The 17,622-nt window shown below is 69.1% G+C and carries 18 protein-coding genes; 10 read left to right on the top strand and 8 right to left on the bottom strand.

All coding sequences use genetic code 11. From position 1 onward, the window contains the following. The first annotated feature begins 100 nt into the window (after nucleotides 1-100). Entirely contained in the window at nucleotides 101-478 is a 378-nt protein-coding gene (locus tag C454_RS15700; protein ID WP_004977185.1) for a DUF7510 family protein, read from the top strand. Between the two features lie 15 nt (nucleotides 479-493). On the opposite strand, the gene C454_RS15695 is transcribed toward C454_RS15700, so the two are convergent. Further along, nucleotides 494-1,603 (bottom strand): glycosyltransferase family 4 protein, encoded by a 1,110-nt coding sequence (locus C454_RS15695; RefSeq protein WP_004977184.1) that lies wholly within the window; start codon nucleotides 1,601-1,603, stop codon nucleotides 494-496. A 120-nt stretch (nucleotides 1,604-1,723) separates the two neighbouring features. On the opposite strand from C454_RS15695, the gene C454_RS15690 reads away from it, so the two are divergent. Together C454_RS15690 and trxA are read left to right on the top strand one after the other, a co-directional pair. After that, nucleotides 1,724-2,383, top strand: coding sequence for a 2,5-diamino-6-(ribosylamino)-4(3H)-pyrimidinone 5'-phosphate reductase (locus tag C454_RS15690; RefSeq protein WP_004977183.1), 660 nt, complete (start codon nucleotides 1,724-1,726; stop codon nucleotides 2,381-2,383). 111 nt (nucleotides 2,384-2,494) lie between these two features. Continuing rightward, on the top strand, nucleotides 2,495-2,830 hold the full coding sequence (gene trxA, locus C454_RS15685; protein WP_004977180.1) for a thioredoxin: 336 nt from the start codon (nucleotides 2,495-2,497) through the stop codon (nucleotides 2,828-2,830). 135 nt (nucleotides 2,831-2,965) lie between these two features. Here the strand turns inward: trxA and C454_RS15680 are convergent, their stop codons facing one another. Further along, the gene (locus C454_RS15680; RefSeq protein WP_004977179.1) at nucleotides 2,966-3,280 is read right to left on the bottom strand and encodes a NifU family protein; all 315 of its coding nucleotides are present in this window, start codon (nucleotides 3,278-3,280) and stop codon (nucleotides 2,966-2,968) included. Between the two features lie 125 nt (nucleotides 3,281-3,405). Here C454_RS15680 and C454_RS15675 point away from each other — a divergent pair, with 125 nt between their 5' ends. Beyond that, complete coding sequence (locus tag C454_RS15675; RefSeq protein ID WP_004043594.1) at nucleotides 3,406-4,122, top strand: ribosome assembly factor SBDS; 717 nt, start codon at nucleotides 3,406-3,408, stop codon at nucleotides 4,120-4,122. A 27-nt stretch (nucleotides 4,123-4,149) separates the two neighbouring features. On the opposite strand, the gene C454_RS15670 is transcribed toward C454_RS15675, so the two are convergent. Then, nucleotides 4,150-4,479, bottom strand: coding sequence for an FUN14 domain-containing protein (locus tag C454_RS15670; protein WP_004977178.1), 330 nt, complete (start codon nucleotides 4,477-4,479; stop codon nucleotides 4,150-4,152). 240 nt (nucleotides 4,480-4,719) lie between these two features. On the opposite strand from C454_RS15670, the gene hflX reads away from it, so the two are divergent. Then, the gene (hflX, locus tag C454_RS15665) at nucleotides 4,720-6,021 is read left to right on the top strand and encodes a GTPase HflX (protein ID WP_004977177.1); all 1,302 of its coding nucleotides are present in this window, start codon (nucleotides 4,720-4,722) and stop codon (nucleotides 6,019-6,021) included. Between the two features lie 61 nt (nucleotides 6,022-6,082). Here the strand turns inward: hflX and moaC are convergent, their stop codons facing one another. Both moaC and C454_RS15655 read right to left on the bottom strand, forming a co-directional pair. Next, nucleotides 6,083-6,601 (bottom strand): cyclic pyranopterin monophosphate synthase MoaC, encoded by a 519-nt coding sequence (moaC, locus tag C454_RS15660; protein WP_004977176.1) that lies wholly within the window; start codon nucleotides 6,599-6,601, stop codon nucleotides 6,083-6,085. Continuing rightward, on the bottom strand, nucleotides 6,598-8,034 hold the full coding sequence (locus C454_RS15655; protein WP_004977175.1) for a bifunctional ADP-dependent NAD(P)H-hydrate dehydratase/NAD(P)H-hydrate epimerase: 1,437 nt from the start codon (nucleotides 8,032-8,034) through the stop codon (nucleotides 6,598-6,600). The genes moaC and C454_RS15655 overlap by 4 nt, the downstream gene beginning before the upstream one ends. Nucleotides 8,035-8,123: 89 nt before the next feature. Between C454_RS15655 and C454_RS15650 the strand changes: the two genes are divergently transcribed. The 3 genes from C454_RS15650 (at nucleotide 8,124) to C454_RS15640 (ending at nucleotide 12,164) form a co-directional block, all read left to right on the top strand. After that, nucleotides 8,124-9,308 (top strand): MFS transporter, encoded by a 1,185-nt coding sequence (locus C454_RS15650; RefSeq protein ID WP_004977174.1) that lies wholly within the window; start codon nucleotides 8,124-8,126, stop codon nucleotides 9,306-9,308. Between the two features lie 42 nt (nucleotides 9,309-9,350). After that, on the top strand, nucleotides 9,351-9,737 hold the full coding sequence (locus C454_RS15645) for an ArsR/SmtB family transcription factor (RefSeq protein WP_049905221.1): 387 nt from the start codon (nucleotides 9,351-9,353) through the stop codon (nucleotides 9,735-9,737). Between the two features lie 72 nt (nucleotides 9,738-9,809). After that, a complete protein-coding gene (locus C454_RS15640; protein ID WP_004977172.1) occupies nucleotides 9,810-12,164 on the top strand; it encodes an ATP-dependent DNA helicase in 2,355 nt (784 codons plus the stop codon). A 60-nt stretch (nucleotides 12,165-12,224) separates the two neighbouring features. Here C454_RS15640 and C454_RS15635 read toward each other — a convergent pair whose 3' ends face one another. Beyond that, the gene (locus tag C454_RS15635) at nucleotides 12,225-12,413 is read right to left on the bottom strand and encodes a DUF7576 family protein (protein WP_049905241.1); all 189 of its coding nucleotides are present in this window, start codon (nucleotides 12,411-12,413) and stop codon (nucleotides 12,225-12,227) included. Nucleotides 12,414-12,650: 237 nt separating this feature from the next. Here C454_RS15635 and C454_RS15630 point away from each other — a divergent pair, with 237 nt between their 5' ends. After that, nucleotides 12,651-12,872 (top strand): DUF7511 domain-containing protein, encoded by a 222-nt coding sequence (locus tag C454_RS15630; protein WP_049905220.1) that lies wholly within the window; start codon nucleotides 12,651-12,653, stop codon nucleotides 12,870-12,872. Nucleotides 12,873-12,947: 75 nt separating this feature from the next. On the opposite strand, the gene C454_RS15625 is transcribed toward C454_RS15630, so the two are convergent. Both C454_RS15625 and C454_RS15620 read right to left on the bottom strand, forming a co-directional pair. Continuing rightward, entirely contained in the window at nucleotides 12,948-14,690 is a 1,743-nt protein-coding gene (locus C454_RS15625) for a DNA mismatch repair protein MutS (protein ID WP_004977170.1), read from the bottom strand. Between the two features lie 84 nt (nucleotides 14,691-14,774). Beyond that, nucleotides 14,775-15,083 carry a UPF0058 family protein gene (locus C454_RS15620; protein ID WP_004977169.1) on the bottom strand — a complete coding sequence of 103 codons (309 nt, stop codon included), beginning with the start codon at nucleotides 15,081-15,083 and terminating at the stop codon, nucleotides 14,775-14,777. A 405-nt stretch (nucleotides 15,084-15,488) separates the two neighbouring features. Here C454_RS15620 and C454_RS15615 point away from each other — a divergent pair, with 405 nt between their 5' ends. After that, nucleotides 15,489-17,504, top strand: a complete 2,016-nt coding sequence (locus C454_RS15615) for a sensor histidine kinase (RefSeq protein ID WP_004977168.1) — start codon at nucleotides 15,489-15,491, stop codon at nucleotides 17,502-17,504. Nucleotides 17,505-17,622 lie beyond the last annotated feature (118 nt).

Below are 17,622 nucleotides of genomic sequence, written 5' to 3'. Positions count from 1 at the left end.
CGAGTCGGGATTCGCCCCCGTCGGATAAAAAGTGTTGCCGGGCGTGCGGGCGGCGACCGGCGGGCGAATCACTAAGTGCTCGCGTGTCAGTTGGAGTCGTATGTCGAACGACGAGACCCCGGACGCCGACGCCGACGACGAGGAGGTCTCCTTCTCCGTGACCATCGAGGACGGCTGGACGACCATCGTGATGGAGGGCGACAAGGACACCGCGGTCGTCGTCCGCTCGGCGTCCGGCGAGCGAATCTACCTCCCGCCGGAGGGATTCGACGCCGAGGCGGCCACCGACAGCGCGTACCAGTCGTCGGACAGCCCCTACCAGTCGGCGTACGACTCGCCGTACCAGTCGGTCCAGACCGACGACTCGCCGTATCAGTCCGCCCGCGGCACGATGCCGCGAGAAGGGATGGTGCCGACCCGCGGTGGCTACCGGATTCGCCACCCCGAGCCGGTGACCGACGTGCGACTCCTCCGCTGAACGGGGGTCGCCCGCTCAGTTCGCGTCCGCCTCGTCGGCGTCCGCGTCGCTGGCTTCGACTTCGTTTTCCGCCCCGGCCGAGACGTCGGTGTCCCCGTCGAGGATGCTGTGGTAGTACTCCACCGTCTCGTCGACGACCCGGTCCCACGTGTACGGTTCGTACTCCGGCTTCCCCTCCAGCGAGAGGCCGTACTCGATGCCGTCGGCGATAGAGCGCGAGTCGGGTTCGACCTCGATGACGCAGTCCTCGGGGAGGACCTCCGCCGCGCCGCTCTCGGTGGCGACGACGCGCGTGCCGGTCGAGAGCGCCTCGACGATGGTGATGCCGAACGGCTCGGACAGCGACGGCGAGACGAACAGGTCCGCCGAGGCGTAGTAGTCGCCGAGGGCCTCCTCGGGGACGTAGCCGGCCCACTTGATGCGGTCTTCGACGCCGAGCAGTTCGGCGAAGCGCTTGAGTTGGGCGGTGAGGTGACCCGACCCGCCCATGACGAGCGTCACGTCGTCGCGGGCGAGTTTCTCCATCGCGTAGACGAGGTGCGAGATGCCCTTCTGGTCGGTGTGCCGGCCGACGAAAAACAGCATCTTCCCGCCGATGCCGAGTTCCTCCTTGAGGTCGCGCCCCGTCGTCTCGCACTCCGAAAAGCCGTTGTAGATGACGTGGCAGTCGCCGCCGTACTCCCGTTTGACCTTGTCGGCGAGGAGTTCGCTCACCGCGAGCAGGTGGTCACAGCGCTCGGCGATTCGGCGCTCGGTCTCGACTTCCCGCTGCGGCGGGTCGATGTTGCGGTCGGACGAAAGCGAGTGGAACGTGGTCACCCACTCCACGTCCTCGTTGTTCGATTTCGCGCGCGACCCCGGCCCGTAGCCGAACCAGTCGTGGGTGTGGACGATGTCGGCGTCGGCGGCGCGCTCGGCGAACGTCGACCCCAGCCGTCCGATTCGGGTGATGATGTCTCCTTCGCCGGTCGGGACCCCGACGATTCCCTCGCGGTCCGGCGCGTACTCGGCGGGAAGCACGAGTTCGATGTCCACGTCCTCGCGGTCGTCGAGTCGCTCGAACATCTCGCCGACGTGCGTGTCGAGTCCGCCGCTGACGTTCGGCGGAAACCCCCACCCCAGCATCAGGACCTTGGCAGTCATAGATGACACAATGTACCACAGAGGCCTATTTAATTCCTGTCCGGCAATACTGCGACGGCACCCCACCGAAAGGCGTTTTCGACGCGGCGACGACCCGCGAGTATGCACGTCCACGTCAACGCCGCCGCCAGCCTCGACGGCAAGCTCTCGTCTCGCCGCCGCGAGCAGGTGAAGATAAGCGGCGACGACGACTTCGACCGCGTGGACGAGATTCGCGCGGCGGCCGACGCCGTCGCCGTCGGCGTCGGGACCGTCCTCGCCGACGACCCGCACCTCGCGCTCGACGACCCCGACCTCGTCGCCGCCCGCGAGGACCGCGGCGACCCGCCCCACCCCGCGCGCGTCGTCGCCGACTCGCGCGCCCGAACTCCGACCGACGCCCGGATTCTGGACGACGCGGCGACGGCCTACGTGCTCGTCTCCGAGGCCGCGCCCGACGCTCGCCGCGAGGCGCTCGAATCGGCCGGGGCCGAACTCGTCGTCGCGGGCGCGGAGCGAGTGTCACTCCCCGACGCCTTCGACGCGCTCGAATCGCGCGGCGTCGAGCGGCTCATGGTCGAGGGGGGCGGCGAGCTCATCTTCTCGCTGTTCGAGGCCGGCCTCGTCGACGAACTCACCCTCTACGTCGGTTCGATGGTCATCGGCGGCCGAGACGCGCCGACCCTCGCCGACGGCGAGGGCTTCGTCGCCGACTTCCCCAGGCTATCGCTCCGCGGCGTGGAGCGCGTCGACGACGGCGTGCTCCTGACCTACGACTGCTGAGCCTCGCTCCCCGAATCCGGCCGGTTTCGCCGCGAACACGGAGTTTCGGGGTCGTGCACCGTCACGCAAACAGGCGCAATGGGTAAGAGTGTCGCGCCGATACGTGGTGGTATGAGCACTCCGAAGACAACCGATGCACCCGTCCACGTCGAGAGTTCGGACCACCTCGACGAACTCATCGCCGACAACGCGGTCGTCCTCGTGGACTACCACGCCGAGTGGTGCGGCCCGTGTAAGATGCTCGAACCCACCGTGGAGGAAATCGCCGAGGAGACCGACGCCGTCGTCGCCAAGGTCGATATCGACGAACTCCAAGAGCTGGCCCGCGAGCAGGGGATTCGCAGCGTCCCGACCCTGCAGTTCTACGCCGGCGGCGAGCAGGTCAAAGAGGTCATCGGCGTCCAGAGCAAAGAGGACCTCGTCGACATCATCGAAGCCGCCGCGTAACTCGGCGTCCGCTCGACTCGACTCGGTTCCCCAGTTGTCTCCCACGGCGAGCGACGGCGCGGCGCGCGCTCGGGGCAGTGTCGCCGGCGTCGCTCGTCGGGACGGTTCGGTCGAAAAGCGATGTCAGAAGACGGCTCAGAAGGGCGCGTCGGACACGTCGGGTTCGAACCCCGCGCCCGGTTCGTCGTCGTAGAAGCCGCCGGTCGAGGCGTGGACCGCGTCTATCTCCTCGAACTCGGCGACCATGCGCGCCTTCAGCGCCTGAATCGTCATCGGCGAGATGCCGCAGCCGGAACACGCGCCGGTGAGGGAAATCCACACTTCTCCGGTCTCCTCGTCGATGGCTTCGATACCCGCGTCGCCGCCGTGCATCTCGATTTGGGGGAAGTTCCGCCGCATGAACAGGTCGAGCCGTTCTTCGAGGGACTTCTCCGACGCCTGCGAACTCATACCGAGACGTGGGGTGCGGGCGAGCATAACGATTGCTCCGAACGAGGTCGCGGCGAATTTCGCGAGACGCTGTCGGGGGAGTCGGTCGGCGAGGGCTTTTTACCACGGAGAGAGTATCGGAACCTATGATTTCACTCGACGAGGCAGTCACGGCCCGCCTGGAATCTCACGGCGCGCGGTTCGAGGTGCTCATCGACCCCGACGCGGCGCTCTCGATAAAGCGCGGTGAGTTCGACGGCGACCTCGAAGAGGTCATCGCCGCCGAAGACGTGTTCGAGGACGCCTCCCGCGGCGACCGCCCCGCCGAGAACGACCTCGAGAAGGTGTTCGGAACGACCGACCCGCTCCAGATAATCCCCGAGGTCGTCAAGAAAGGGGAGATTCAGATCACGGCCGAACAGCGCCGCGAGATGCAAGAACAGAAGCGCAAGTCGCTCATCAACCGCATCGCCCGCAACGCGGTCAACCCGCAGATGAACGACTCGCCGCACCCGCCGGAGCGAATCGAGCGCGCGCTCGAAGAGGCCGGGTTCAAAATCGACCCGATGGAGCCGGTCGAGTCGCAGGTCGACGACGCGCTCGACGCGCTCCGACCCGTGTTGCCGATCAAGTTCGCCGAAGTCACCGTCGCCGTCCAACTCCCGGCCGAGTACGCCGGCAGCGGACAGGCGCAGATTCGGAGCTACGGCGACCTCGAACGCGAGGAGTGGCAGAACGACGGCTCGTGGGTCGGCGTCATCACGTTCCCCGCGGGGATGCAAAACGACTTCTACGACAAGGTGAACAACATCACGAGCGGCACGGCCGAGACGCGCATCGTCAAGGACGAAGACGAACTCTGAGGCGCGTCGGCGAGTCTCGAACGCGAACTACCCCTTCTTGAAGCCGACGAGGAAGCCGCCGGAGAAGCCGGCGGAGATAGAGAGCGTCGACAGAATCGTCGAAATCCAGTCCGGCGGCGCGCCGCTCGCGGCGTCCTGCGTGGCGCTCACGAGGCCGCCGGTGAGGCGCTCCCAGTCGACGGTGATGATGCCCCGCGATTCGAGGAACTTGAACACGGCGAGTTCGAGGCCGACGATGACGGCGATGAGCTTCGCGATTTTCTTGGCCGCGAAGCCGATGATGCCGCCGATGACGGCCCCGCTCCCGAACTCGATGCCGAGCTGCTGCGGGTCGATGCTCAGTTGCAAGGGGTCCATACGGCGAACATCCCGCCCGTTGGTATAAGTGATTTGTGGGGAGACTGTCGCCATCACCGAACTGTCAGGTCGCATCCGGGCAACCTACAAGAGTCCCGGCGTCCAAACGCGGCCATGGAACGGGAGGTGACGGGACGCCATCTCGACGCGTGACCCCGGCCGAGCGGGGCTTAAGTGCCTCCGGCGGCTAGTACCGACTGACACAGTGCAGGCTACGTACCCCACAATCGAGGTGCGGCGATGAGTCGCGTCGTCGTCGCGAAGCGCGTCGACCGCGGCGACGCCGACCTCACGGAGATTTCCGACCTCGCCCGCGCGGCGGGCTACGAGGTGGTCGGCGAACTCACCCAGACCCGCGAGGAGGACGCCGCGTTCCACTTCGGCGAAGGGAAGGTCGGCGAGTTAGCGTCGCTCGTCGTGCGCGAGGACGCCGCCGCCGTCGTCTTCGACAACCGACTGGGCCCCTACCAGACGTACAACATCGCCCAGAAGCTCCCGGACGACGTGGAGGTCATCGACCGCTTCACGCTCATCCTCGAAATCTTCGGCCAGCGGGCGAACACTCGCAAGGCGCAGCTACAGGTCGAACTCGCCGAGCTACGCTACGAACTGCCCCGCGCCGAGGCGAAGGCGTCGCTGGCGAAGCGCGACGAGCGCCCCGGGTTCATGGGGCTCGGCGAGTACGACGAGAGCCGCGAGCAGGACATCAAGGCCCAGATTTCGCGCATCAAGAACGAACTGGACGCCATCGCGGACAAAGAGGAGACCCGACGCGAACAGCGCCGCGAGTCCGGCTTCGACCTCGTGGCCCTCGCGGGCTACACGAACGCCGGGAAGTCGACGCTGATGCAGCGGCTCGCCGCCGACCTCGAAGTCGGCCAGAACGACGACCTCCACCCGGACCTCGACCCGACCGCGGAGTCCCAAGACAAGCTGTTCACGACGCTCGGGACGACCACGCGCCGCGCCGAGACGGGCAAGCGAGACGTGCTTCTCACCGACACCGTCGGATTCGTCTCGGACCTCCCCCACTGGCTCGTCGAGTCGTTCAAGTCCACGCTCGATTCGGTCTACCGGGCCGACCTCGTGTTGCTCGTCGTGGACGCCTCCGAGCCCATCGAGGAGATGCGCGAGAAGCTGGTGACGAGCCACGACACGCTCTACGAGCGAAACGAAGCTCCCATCGTGACCGTGTTCAACAAGGTGGACAAGGTCGAGGCCGAGGAACTCGAAGAAAAGCGCGCGGCGCTGTCGGCGCTCGCGCCCAACCCCGTCGCCGTCTCGGGGCTGACCGGCGAGAACGTCGAGGAACTGGCCGACCGCGTCGAGGGCGAACTGCCCGCGTGGAAGCGCGAGCGCCTCCTGTTGCCGATGGCCGACGACACGATGAGCCTCGTCTCGTGGCTCTACGACCACGCCCACGTCGAGGCCGAGGAGTACGAGGGCGAACAGGTCCACGTCGAGTTCGAGGCGCGCCCCGCAATCGTCGAGAAGGCGCGGGCGAAGGCCGCCGACCTCTCCGCGCCGGCCGACTCGGCCTGAGTCGGACCGTCGGAGCCGCCCGCCTCGGCGCGGACGGCGGAAGTCGGACCGCCGACCCGACTCAGTCGAGCGTCTCTTTTTCCTTCGTGACGACTTCGACGTCCGAGATTCGCGTCCCCGGATACTGGCCGTCGTCGTCTTTCTCCGCGGCTTTCACCATGTCCCAGACGACGTTGAGGCCGGTCGTCACGCCCTCTAACGCCTCCATCTCACAGCCCGTCTTGCCGGTCGTGCCGACCGTCACGGAGAGCGCGACCGACTCGTCGGCCACCTCGAACTCGGTGTCGACGTTCGTGATGGGTATCTGGTGGCACATCGGAATCGTCTCCCACGTGTGTTTGACGGCCTGAATCGCGCCGATTCGGGCCGTCGCCAACACGTCGCCCTTCCCGATTTCGTCGTCGCGGATGGCCCGAACGGTGTCGGCGCTGAGGTGGATGGTCCCGCGTGCGACCGCGCGGCGGCGGGTGTCCGGCTTCGCCCCCACGTCGACCATCTGAACGTTGCCCTCCTCGTCGACGTGGGTCAGGTCGCGGTCGTCCGAGTCGTTCGACTCCGAACCGGCGCGGTCGTCGCTCATTCCGCGTCACCTCGGAGGCCCGCAGGCAGTCGTTCGAGCAGGTCGGTCGCGACGAGGCCGCCGCCGAACTCCTCGGCGGCGAGGTCGCCCGCGCGGCCGTTCGCGTAGGCCGCGACGGCGGCCGCGTCGAGCGGGGGCAAGACGGCCGCGAGCGCGCCGGTCGCGCCCGCGAGCACGTCGCCGGTCCCGCCGACGGTCATGCCGGGGTTCCCGGTCCGGTTGACGCGGACCCCGTCGCCGTCGGAGACCACGTCGTACGCGCCTTTCACGAGGAGCGCGTGGCCGAGGTCGGCGGCGAACTCGCGGACGAGGTCGCGCCGCGTCTCCCAGTCGGCGTCGGTCTCGCCGCCCATCTTCCGCAACTCGCCCTGATGGGGCGTGCAAATCAGGGTCGCCTCGGTCTCCACCTCGGGGACGACCTGCAGGGCGTCGGCGTCGACGACGGCGGTCCCGTCGTAGGCGGCGAGGAACTCGCGGACCGCGTCGAGCGACTCGTCGGCGTCACCGAGACCGGGGCCGAAGACGACGACGTCGCGGTCGGCGGCGAAATCGAGGAGGTCGGGGACGTGTTCGGGCGCGAGTCGGTCGCCCGAGAAGCCGCGGACGATGAGGTTCTCGGAGTAGCCCTGCACCTCGCGGGCGACGGCTTCGGGACAGGCGACGCGGGCGAGGTCCGCGCCGGCTCTGAGGGCCGACTGCGCGGCGAGCGCGGGCGCGCCGGTGTACGGGCCGCCGCCCACGACGAGCACGTCGCCGTGGTCGCCCTTGTGGCTCTGTGCGTCGCGGTCGAGCGCGAGGAGGTCGCCGGGGCCGGTGAACAGTTCGGCCGCCTCGGGAATGCCGATGTCGGCGACGACGACCTCGCAGTCGAGGTTTCCGAGACCGGGCTTGTCGTCGTGGAAGGTGACGACGCGGTCGGCGTCGACCGCGAGACCCGCCGCCTCGCCCGTGTCGGCGTCGACGCCGGAGGGAACGTCGACCGCGAGGACGGTCGCAGCCGATTCGTTGATGGCGCGGGCGGCCGTCGCCTCGGGTTCGCGGAGCGCGCCGGCGACGCCGGTTCCGAGCATCGCGTCCACGACGAGGTCGGGGTCGCCGAGGTCGAAGGCGGCCGAGTCGGCGACGGTCCGCCGGTCGGCCTCGCCCGCGACGAGGGCGTCCCAGTTCTCGCGGGCGATGTCGGTCGAAATCGTCTCCGGGCGGCCGAGCAGGTGAACGGTCACGTCGTACGCCTTCAGGAACCGCGCGGCGACGAGCGCGTCGCCCCCGTTGTTGCCGCGTCCGGCGACGATTGCGACCGACGCGCCGGGGTCCGCGAGGTCGCGGCAGGCCCGCGCGACGGCGTTCCCGCTCGACTCCATGAGCTGTTTCCGCGGCACGCCGAGCGCCTCGGCGTTCAGGTCGACCGCGGCCATGCGTCGACTCGTAATCATACGCCCCCGTTGGCCCGGGGCCGCGTTAACACATGTGGTCGCGGGTCGGATTCGCAACGCTTGACACGGCGGCGACTGAATCCGGGGTAGTGACTCGCCGCCTCTTCGGAACTCTCTGCGGTCTCGTCTTCCTCGTCAACTTCGGCCGCGTCGCGTTCCCGCCGCTCGTCGAGACGCTCCAGACGCAGTTCTCCGTCGGCCCGGCGACCATCGGCGTCGTGACGAGCCTCGTCTGGCTCGGGACCGCCATCCCGCGAATCCCCGTCGGCTACCTGCTCACGCGCGTCTCGCGGTCGAAGGTCGTCCTCGGGTCGGGCACGCTGCTCGTCGTCGCCGCGGCGTTCACCGCGAGCGCGACGTCGGTGCTGACCCTCCAAATCGGCGCGTTCGGCCTCGGCCTCGCCTCGGGCGCGTACTTCGTCTCCGCGACCCCGCTCGTCGGCGAACTGTTCCCCGAGCGCGTCGGCCGCATGGTCGGCATCCACGGCGCGGCCAGCCAGGTCGCCGCCGTCGTCGCCGCGCCCGTCGTCGTCATCATCCTCGCGTCGTACACGTGGCGCGAGACGTTCTGGGTCCTGGCCGCCGCCGCCGCGCTCGTGACGCTCCTCCTCTACGCCGTCTCCCGCGACGGGAGCGCGGGGGCCGGCACGGGCGCTGACCGCGACTTCTCGGCCGCGCTCGGCCACTGGAAGCTCATCCTCACGGGCATCCTCCTCATCGCGCCCGCGGGGTTCGTCTGGCAGGGCCTGTTCAACTTCCTCGTGTCGTACATGACGCAGGCGAAGGCGTTCGACGCCGCCACGGCGAGCACGATGCTCACCATCGTCTTCGCCGCCGGCGTCCCCGCGTTCTCGCTGTCGGGCCGACTCGCCGACAAACTCCCGCACGTCCCCTACATCTTCGGCCTGCTCGTCGCCTTCATCGGCGCACTCGTCGCCCTGACCTACGCGCAGGGCTTCGTCGCCGTCGCGGTCGTCGTCGCGGTGCTCGGCTACGTCATCCACAGCCTGTTTCCCGCGCTGGACACGTTCATGCTCTCGTCGCTGCCGAGCGACGCCCGCGGGAGCGCCTACGCCGTGTTCAGCGGCGCGGCGCTCCTCTTGGAGGCCAACGGGAGCGGCGCGGTCGGCTTCCTGACCGAGGCAAACTACGCCTTCGAGGCGGTCTTCAGAACGCTCGCCGGAGGACTCGCGGTGTTCGTCGCCGCGCTCGCGGTTCTCTACGCGGTGAACCGACTGCCGGGAGTCGACCGGACCGACCCGTCGAGCGCCTGACCTCCCGAAACGGTTTACTTCCCCCACCGAAATGTCGATTGTATGTCAGGGTTGCTCCCGTCCGACGGGACCGTCGATTCGAGCGTCGAGACCGCCCCGCGCGTCCACTGGCTCGACGACGACGAGACGGAGCAACTCCTCGGCTGCCTCTCTTGTGACACCGCCCGCGACCTGCTGTCGTGTCTGCAGGACTCGCCGGCGACGGCGACCGAACTCTCGAAGCGGGTCGAGACCTCCGTCCAGAACGCCCGCCACCACCTCGGGAACCTCATCGAGGCCGACCTCGTCCGCGTCGCCGGCACCCGCTACTCCGAGAAGGGGCGCGAGATGAAGGTGTACGCCGCCGCCGCGCCGTTCGTCGTCTGCGTCGGCGGCGACGGCGGGGACCGCGAGGCGTTCGCCGAGGCGATCGCCGCCTTCCTCGAATAGCGTCGCCGGCCCGGCCGCCATCCCTCGCGCGAACGTTCAAGTGCGAGTCCGCGGCCAGTCACCGACACCCCTATGGCCGTCGCAACTGGACCACAGAGCGTGACCTGGCAGGAGGTGTTCGGCCACCCGGAGGCGTACCCGGAGCAGGCCGACGGAATCGAGACCGCGATACAGACCGCCCGAGACGACGGGTTCGCCGTCGTGGAGGGCGCGTGCGGGACCGGCAAGACGATGCTCGCGCTCACCGCCGGCATCGACCTCGTCCGCGACCCGGACTCCGACTACGAGCGCGTCTTCGTCCTCACGAGCGTCAAACAACAGCTCCGGCAGTTCGAAGCCGACCTCCGAACCATCAACGAGAACCTCCCGAGCGACTGGAAACCCGTCTCGGGACTCACGCTCGTCGGCAAGTCCGACGTGTGTCCCTACAGCCGCGAGGGCTGCGGCGGCATCGACGACGCGACCGTCTACGACCGCTGTGAGGGCCTCCGCGACCGGACCCGCGGGCTCGTCGGCGACGGCGGCCGGACCAGCGCCGAGGCGCTCGCGAAAGACGCCCGCGAGCAACAGACCGGCCTCCTCGACACCGGTTCGACCACCGCGGGCCCGAACTACCTCGAAACCGCCGGCGACCCGACGCCGTACCCCAAGTCGATGCCGGACTACGAGGACGTGGAGTACTGCCCGTTCTACGCGAACTTCCTCGCTGACCTCCCCGAAGACGGCGACCCAATCGAGGCCGTTCCCTTCGAGTTCGACGATAAGGGCCTCATCGCGACCGAAGACCTCGTCTCGCTGGCCGCGGGCGCGGGGTCGTGTCCCCACTCGGTGATGGGCGCGCTGTTGCCCAACGTCGAGGTCGTCGTCGGCAACTACTACCACGCGTTCGACCCGACGACCGTCGGCACCTTCACCGGCGCGCTCGTCGACGACTCGACGTTCGTCATCTGCGACGAGGCGCACATGCTCGAACCCCGCGTCCGCGACCTCGTCTCGGTCGGCGTCGGCGACCGGACGCTCCGCGACGCCGAAAGCGAGTTCACCCGCGTCATCCAGCCCGTGAAGTTCGACGACGCCGGCAAGTCCACCGTCGACGCCGAACTCGTCCGCGGAGAGCTCCAAGAGGCCGACGTGACGCTCCGCGAACTGGAGGAGACCCGGGACTTCATCCGCGACCTCCGGGAGGAACTCGACCGCCGCGTGACCGCGCACCTCGACCGCGAGTACGTCGGCTGGCGCGCCGACCTCACCGAACTCGACGACGAGGAACTCCCCCTGCGCGACCCCGAGGAACCCGGCGTCGACGAACTCACCGAGTGGGCCGAGGAGAGCGGCCACGACGAGGGGACGTGGGTCCGCGCCGAGGCGACCGGCTCGGCGGTCGCCCGCATCCTCGACTCGGTGGAGGAAGACGACAAGCGCCGGGCCGCGCCGGCGGCGGGGCGGGCGCTGGCGACGTGGGCCTACGCGGACCACGAAAAGCACTTCCGCGAAATCGAGCTCGAGCGGACGTGGGACGAGATGGAGCCGCCGGAGTCGTGGCGTCGCGCGTACAACGCCCGGCTGTCGGTCCACAACTGCGTCCCCGGCGAGGCCATCGCCGAGCGCCTCGGCGACTTCGGCGGCGGCGTCCTGATGAGCGCGACGCTCGAACCCATCGACGTGTTCCGCCGCGTGACCGGCCTCGACGCCCTCGCCGACGACGGCCGCCCGGTCGCCGAGCGGACGTTCGGCCTCGGCTTCCCCGAGTCGAACCGCGCGAGCTTCGCCGTCGACGTGCCGAAGTTCACCCACAGCAACCGCGGGCCGCCCGGCGAGGAAAACGAGACGCGGCTCGCGTACACCGACGCCGCCGTCGAGGTGTGCGAGCGCTCGCCGGGCAACGTCCTCGTCGGGATGCCGAACTACGCCGAGGCCGAGTGGATGGCGGGCGCGCTCGAAGCCCGCGTCGACAAGCCCGTCCTCCTCGACGAGTCGTCGGACGACGGGGCCACGGAGCGGCTCAAGCGCGACTTCTTCGGCGGCGACGGGAAGGTGCTCGTGACGAGCCTCCGCGGCACGCTCACCGAGGGCGTCGACTACAGCGGCGACAAGCTCTCGGCCGCCGTCGTCTGCGGCGTCCCGCTCATCAACACGTCGTCGCCGCGGACCCGCGCGGTGAAGACGGCCTACGACCGCGAGTTCGGAAACGGCTTCGAGACGGCGCTCACGGTGCCCGCGGTCAGAAAGGCGCGGCAGGCCATCGGGCGCGTCATCCGCGGGACCGACGAGGTCGGCGTCCGCGTCTTCGTTGACGCCCGGTACGCCCGCGACTCGTGGAACGGCGTCCGCGACTACCTGCCGGAACAGGAGCGCGAGGAGTTCAGGCCGGTCAGTCCCGACATGCTCGGCTTCGGCCTCGACCGGTTCTGGTCGTCGGTCGAGTAGTCGCGGGCGCGCCGCGCCGCGGCCGGCGTGCCGAAGGCCAGACGTGTCGTCAGGAGAGCGTCAGCGTTCGTCGTCCCACGCGTCCCGGCAGTCGTCGTCGCAGAAGTGCCGCGCCTGCACGGCGTCGTCTTCGACCCACGTGACGACGCGGTGCGTCGGATTGTTGGCAACCGGCTCCCCGCACGTCGCGCAGGTCGGGGCGTCTTCGGGGTCTACGTTCTCTTCCAAATCGGACGTGGGATCGACCATCGACAGCCAGATGGCGGTCCCGGGCACTTCAACCCGTCTCCGCCGGCAGAAGTCGCCCGGCGGGGCGGATTCTCCCGCGGAACTGTGGAATCCACACCCGCGCGAGGGGAACCGAAGCTATGTATCACTCCGTACTCCCACTTGGTGCAACGTTTTGTAACCAACGGGTATTGTCAATCACTACCACACTTAGTGAAGGTTATGTAATCACCGTCGCGTGTGTATAGGTGACGGCGAATGTCAGAAGTGCCCGCCTCTCAGGACTCGGTTGCAGGGACCGCTGACCGCACCGGCGCGGATACCACCGGGGATTGCTACCTCCATAGCGTCGTCGTCACCTATCGAGGGAGCCCCGACCAAGTGACCGTTTACCCCCGGCGCGACAGCTGCTGCGACCGAATGGAGGCGTGGTTGACCGCCGACGCCGACGCGTTCGTCTCGCTCGACGAGATGTGCTGAGTCGTCGCCGCCGCGGTCGCCGCGCAGCCGACGAGAACGCACGCCGCCGATAGCTCTCCCCGCCGCCGCGTCGGCTCAGCCGACGAACTCGGCGTCGGACAGCGTCTTTTGTACCGCCTCTTCGCCCACCGCCGCCGCCAGCGCCTCGAAGCCGGCGCGCTCGGCGCGGTCGCGGGCGTTCGCCACCAGCCGCGAGACGATGAACTCCGGCGTGGACTTGCCGACCGTCCCGAACCGCGGCTGGTAGTCCACGCGCAGTTCCAACTCGTCGGTCAGGCCCTCGGCGAAGATGCCGTCGATGCGCGCCTCGGGCGGGAGCGGGCTCAGTTCGTCCGCGAGGTGCGTGACGTAGACGCCGAACGCGTCGCGCTCGACGGTGAGGTTCACGAGGCCGTTGAGCAGGTCGGCCGCGCGGCCCGGCTCGGTGATGGCTTCGAACTCGTCGACGAGCATCAGCGTCCGCCCGTCGCCCGACAGCGGCGGCACGATAGACTTGAGCGTCGATTCGAGCACGCCCGCGTTGAAGCTCGCGTGCCGGCGGTGGAACACGACCGAGTCGAACCGGCCGACGACCGCCGACTCGGCGGGGACCGGAAGCCCCATCGACGCGAGGATGGCGACCTGCGAGAGCGTCTCTAGGAGCGTCGTCTTCCCGCCGCTGTTGGCCCCGGTGAGGACCGACACGCGGTCGCCGACCGGCGGCGTCGGCCCGGCGGCGCACGCGAGTTCGTGGTCGCCGACGGCGTAGGAGACGGGCTGTGGGTCGTCGATGAAGAGGTTTCGGGCCCCGCAGACCGCCAGCCCCGTCTCGGCGATGTCCGGCCGCGTCAGGTCGTACTCGTCGGCGAACCGCGCGAGCGACAGCGACAGCGCGACCTCGTCGACGGCCTCGACCGCGAGGTCCACGTCGTCGCGGGCGGCCCAGATGCGGTCGCGTAGCTCCTCGGCGACGGTCTCCTCGCGCGCGGTGACGTCGGCTTCGAGGTCCTCGACGAGCGCCCGGAGCGACGCGCTCACGAAGTCGGTCGCGTCGCGGGCGTCCTCGGCGGCGACCGCCTCGACCTCGCCGCGCGAGAGGTCGGTCTCCTGGGCGACGTACTGGACGAACGCGGCGCGGAAGTCGTCGAGCGAGCGGACGCCCCGCGACTGGATGGTTTCGAGCACGTCGAACGAGCCGGATTGGAGTTCGTTCGCGGTGTCGAGTCGGCTCCGCAGGCTGTCGAGGCGGTCGTCGGCACCCGCGGCGACCGAGCCGTCCTTGTCGACGTAGCCCAGCGCGCCGAGGGCGTCGCGGAGGGAATCCGGGTCGGCCTCCTCCAGCGCGTCGAACGGCTCCCCGCGAAGTCCGGCCTCCCGGAGTTCGAGCGCGGCGCGAACGGCGGCGCGCTCGGTCTCGCCGGCCTCGTCGTACTCGCGGAACGTCGCTTCGACGGCGTCGCGGGCGTCGTCGTCGAGGTCGGCCCACGCCTCCCGAGCCGCGAGGACGCGGTCGAGGCGGTCGCGCCGGTCTCCGACGGTCGGGAGCGGCGTCAGCACGCGGATTCGGTCGGCGGCGTGTTCGGTCAGCGCGCGGTCGCTCGCGAGCGACAGGAGGTCGTCGTACACGTCGCGGGCGTCGCGGGTCGACAGCGCGTCGATGCCGGCCTGTCCGTCGGCGCGGCGGAGGATGCGAACCGCCCGCCCGCGGGTGACGCCGGCGTCGACGAGCGCCCGCACGTCGGCCGACTCGATAGCGGCGACCGCCCCCTCCCTGCCGAGAGCCGATTCCAGTCGGTCCGAGGTCTTCGGGCCGACTCCCCAGTAGTCTTCGAGTCGCATACCGGAGGCGTCTCGCCGGGCGCTCTTAGGTCCATCCGTCGGCCGGTGCCGCCGCTGTTCGAGGGGGAGTCCGCGAAGAAAATATCAGTGTGACGTGACGCGCTGGTCGGTGTCGGGGTCGGTGTCGGTCGCCTCGTCGGGACGGAGCAGGTGTCGGCCGGGCACCGACTCCGCGTCGCGGTCGAGGTCGCGGGCGGCACCGACCGCGAGCGCGGTCGTGAGCGTCCGGACGGCGTGCTCGTGGTCGGCCCGGCAGTCCCGGAGGGCCATCGGACCGATTCCAAGTCGGTGGTACGGTTCGAGGTCGGCGCTCGTGAGCACCCCGCGGTCGAGGTAGTCTGTGGCGATTTCTACGAGCAGCGAATGCACGTGAATGAGCTCGTTTTTCTTCATGGGTTGCACGTATGTGCTCATCCGGCGTAAATGGCGCGGTGGTGCGTGCTTTTGGTCTTGTATCTGCCTCGGCTAGAAATGAATGTACGCGCCGGGGACACGAACGAAACACCCGTCGCTCGTCGGGCGATTTCGCGGAAAGGGAGTTGGGGTTTGGGCAGGGACACGTCCCCAGGGCGGAGAGAGGGGGTAGGTTGTCGATTCCGCCGTAGGGTCGTGCGGGCACGACGAGTGACCCGGGCAGGTCACTGTGGCCATATAGTCGAATGGCGCGGTCGGTACTAATTCACGGCCCTACGTGGTTAGGGACGGCTCGGGCCGACCGAGAAACGCACAAGTCAGTGGGGGTTAGAGTCGGGGTATGCACGCACGACGGGACGCCGGTTCGAGGGGGGGTCGAGACGGATGACCGACGGGGCTCCGCAGTCGGTCGACGACCCGTCTGCGACGGAGCGCGAACTGCGCCAGCGACTCGACATCCTCGCGACGTTCAACGAGGTCGTCGCGGACGTGAACGAGGCCATCGTCGACGCCGGCGGGCGCGCGGACATCGAACGGCAGGTCTGCGAGCGACTCGTCCAGACCGACGAACTCCGGTTCGCGTGGGTCGGCGTCGTCGACGAGGCGACCGGCGACGTGGAGCCGACCGAGTGGGCCGGCGTCGAGGACGGCTACCTCGACGAGATAGACGTGTCGGTGTCGGCGGAGCGCCCCGAGGGAAACGGCCCGGTCGGCCGCGCGGTCCGGTCGAACGCGGTGCAGGCGACCCACAGCATCGCCGACGAACCGGCGTTCGGGCCGTTCCGCGAACCGGCGCTCGAACGCGGCTACCGCTCGGCGGCGTCGGTGCCGCTCGTCTACGACGACGCGCGCTACGGCGTTCTCACGATGTACGCCGAACACGAGCGGGCGTTCACCGCGGAGCTCGCCGAGCCGATTTCGAATCTCGGCCACGCCGTCGCCCACGGCATCGACACCCACGTCCGGCGGGAGCGCGAGCGCGAACTCGAACGCCGCGAGCAGGCGTTTTCGCGCATCGTCGAGGACATCGAGGAGTACGCGCTGTTCCGCCTCGACGCCTCGGGTCGCGTCGAGAGCTGGAACCGCGGCGCGGCGGCCATCAAGGGCTACGATACGGAGGAGATACTCGGCGAACACATCGAGACGTTCTACACCGACGAGGACGCCGAAGACGGCCTGCCAGAGCGCCTTCTCGACCGAGCGCGGACCGAGGGCCGAGCCGAAAACGAGGGGTGGCGCGTCCGTGCCGACGGCACTCGCTTTTGGGCGTCTGTCACCATCACCGCCCTGACCGACGACACCGGTGAGGTCATCGGCTTCGCCAAGGTGACCCGCGACATGACCGACCGGAAGCGCCGCGAGCGACAGTTGGACGCGGTGTTCAACAGCACGTTCCAGTACATCGGGCTGGTCGAGCCCGACGGAACGGTCCTCCGGGTGAACGACGCCGCGCTCGACCTCGTGGACGGCGACCGCGACGACATCGTCGGACGGCGGGCGTGGGAGACGCCGTGGTGGCGCGGCGACGACGAGCGAATCGCCGACCTCCGGGCCGCGCTCGACCGCGCGGCCGACGGCGAGTTCGTCCGCTACGAGGTCGAAATCGAGCGACAGAACACCGACCGGCCGGTCGTCATCGACTTCTCCGTCACCCCGGTCCGCGACGACGACGGCGAGGTGTCGCTTCTGGTCCTCGAGGGCCACGACATCACCGCTCGCAAGGAGCGAGAGCGGGAGTTGCGGCGCGAACAGGAGCGACTGGAGTTCGTGAACCGCATCATCCGCCACAACCTCCTCAACGGGCTCAACGTGGTCGGCGCGCGGGCGGACATCGTCGAGGACTTCGTGGACGACGCGGGGCTGACCCACCTCGAAACGATACAGGGGCGCGTCCGCGAGATGACCGAACTCGTCGGGACGATGCGGACGTTCATGAAGGTCATCGTCGAGCGCGAGTCCCACGAGTTCCGACCGCGTCGAATCGACGAGGCGGTCGACCACGGCGCGGAGTCGCTGCGGAGCGAGACCGACGCCGCGAGCGTCGAAGTCGGACGGCTCCCCGACGTCTCGGTCGTCGCCGACGACCTGCTGGACGAGGTCATCGAGCACCTGCTGAAAAACGCCGTCCAGCACAACGACAAGCCGAACCCGGCGGTCGAAGTCGAGGTTGGGGCCGGCGACGACGCGGTCGAACTCCGCGTCTCCGACAACGGCCCGGGCGTCTCGGACGAGGAGAAACACCGCATCGTCGACCAGCGCATCGAGGACCTGTCGAATCCGGGTAACGGGTTCGGGCTGTTTCTGGTCCGCGAAATCGTTGAGAGCTACGGCGGGACGGTCGCAATCGAGGACAACGACCGCGGCGGAGCCACGTTCGTCGTCACGCTCCCGCGAGCGTGAGTTCGGCCCGGGGCCGTCTCGCGGGTCGGTTCGCAGTCGGTCGCGGGAGTTCCCCGTCCGTCGGAGACGACCGAATCGGGTCACTGAACCGCCTAAATTCCACCTGCTGCGATGGGCA

The sequence above is a fragment of the Haloferax gibbonsii ATCC 33959 genome, from assembly GCF_000336775.1.
GTDB classification, from domain to species: Archaea; Halobacteriota; Halobacteria; order Halobacteriales; family Haloferacaceae; genus Haloferax; species Haloferax gibbonsii.
The sequence above is the reverse complement of the archived record's forward strand: the minus strand, read 5'-3'. Positions and strand labels throughout refer to the sequence as shown.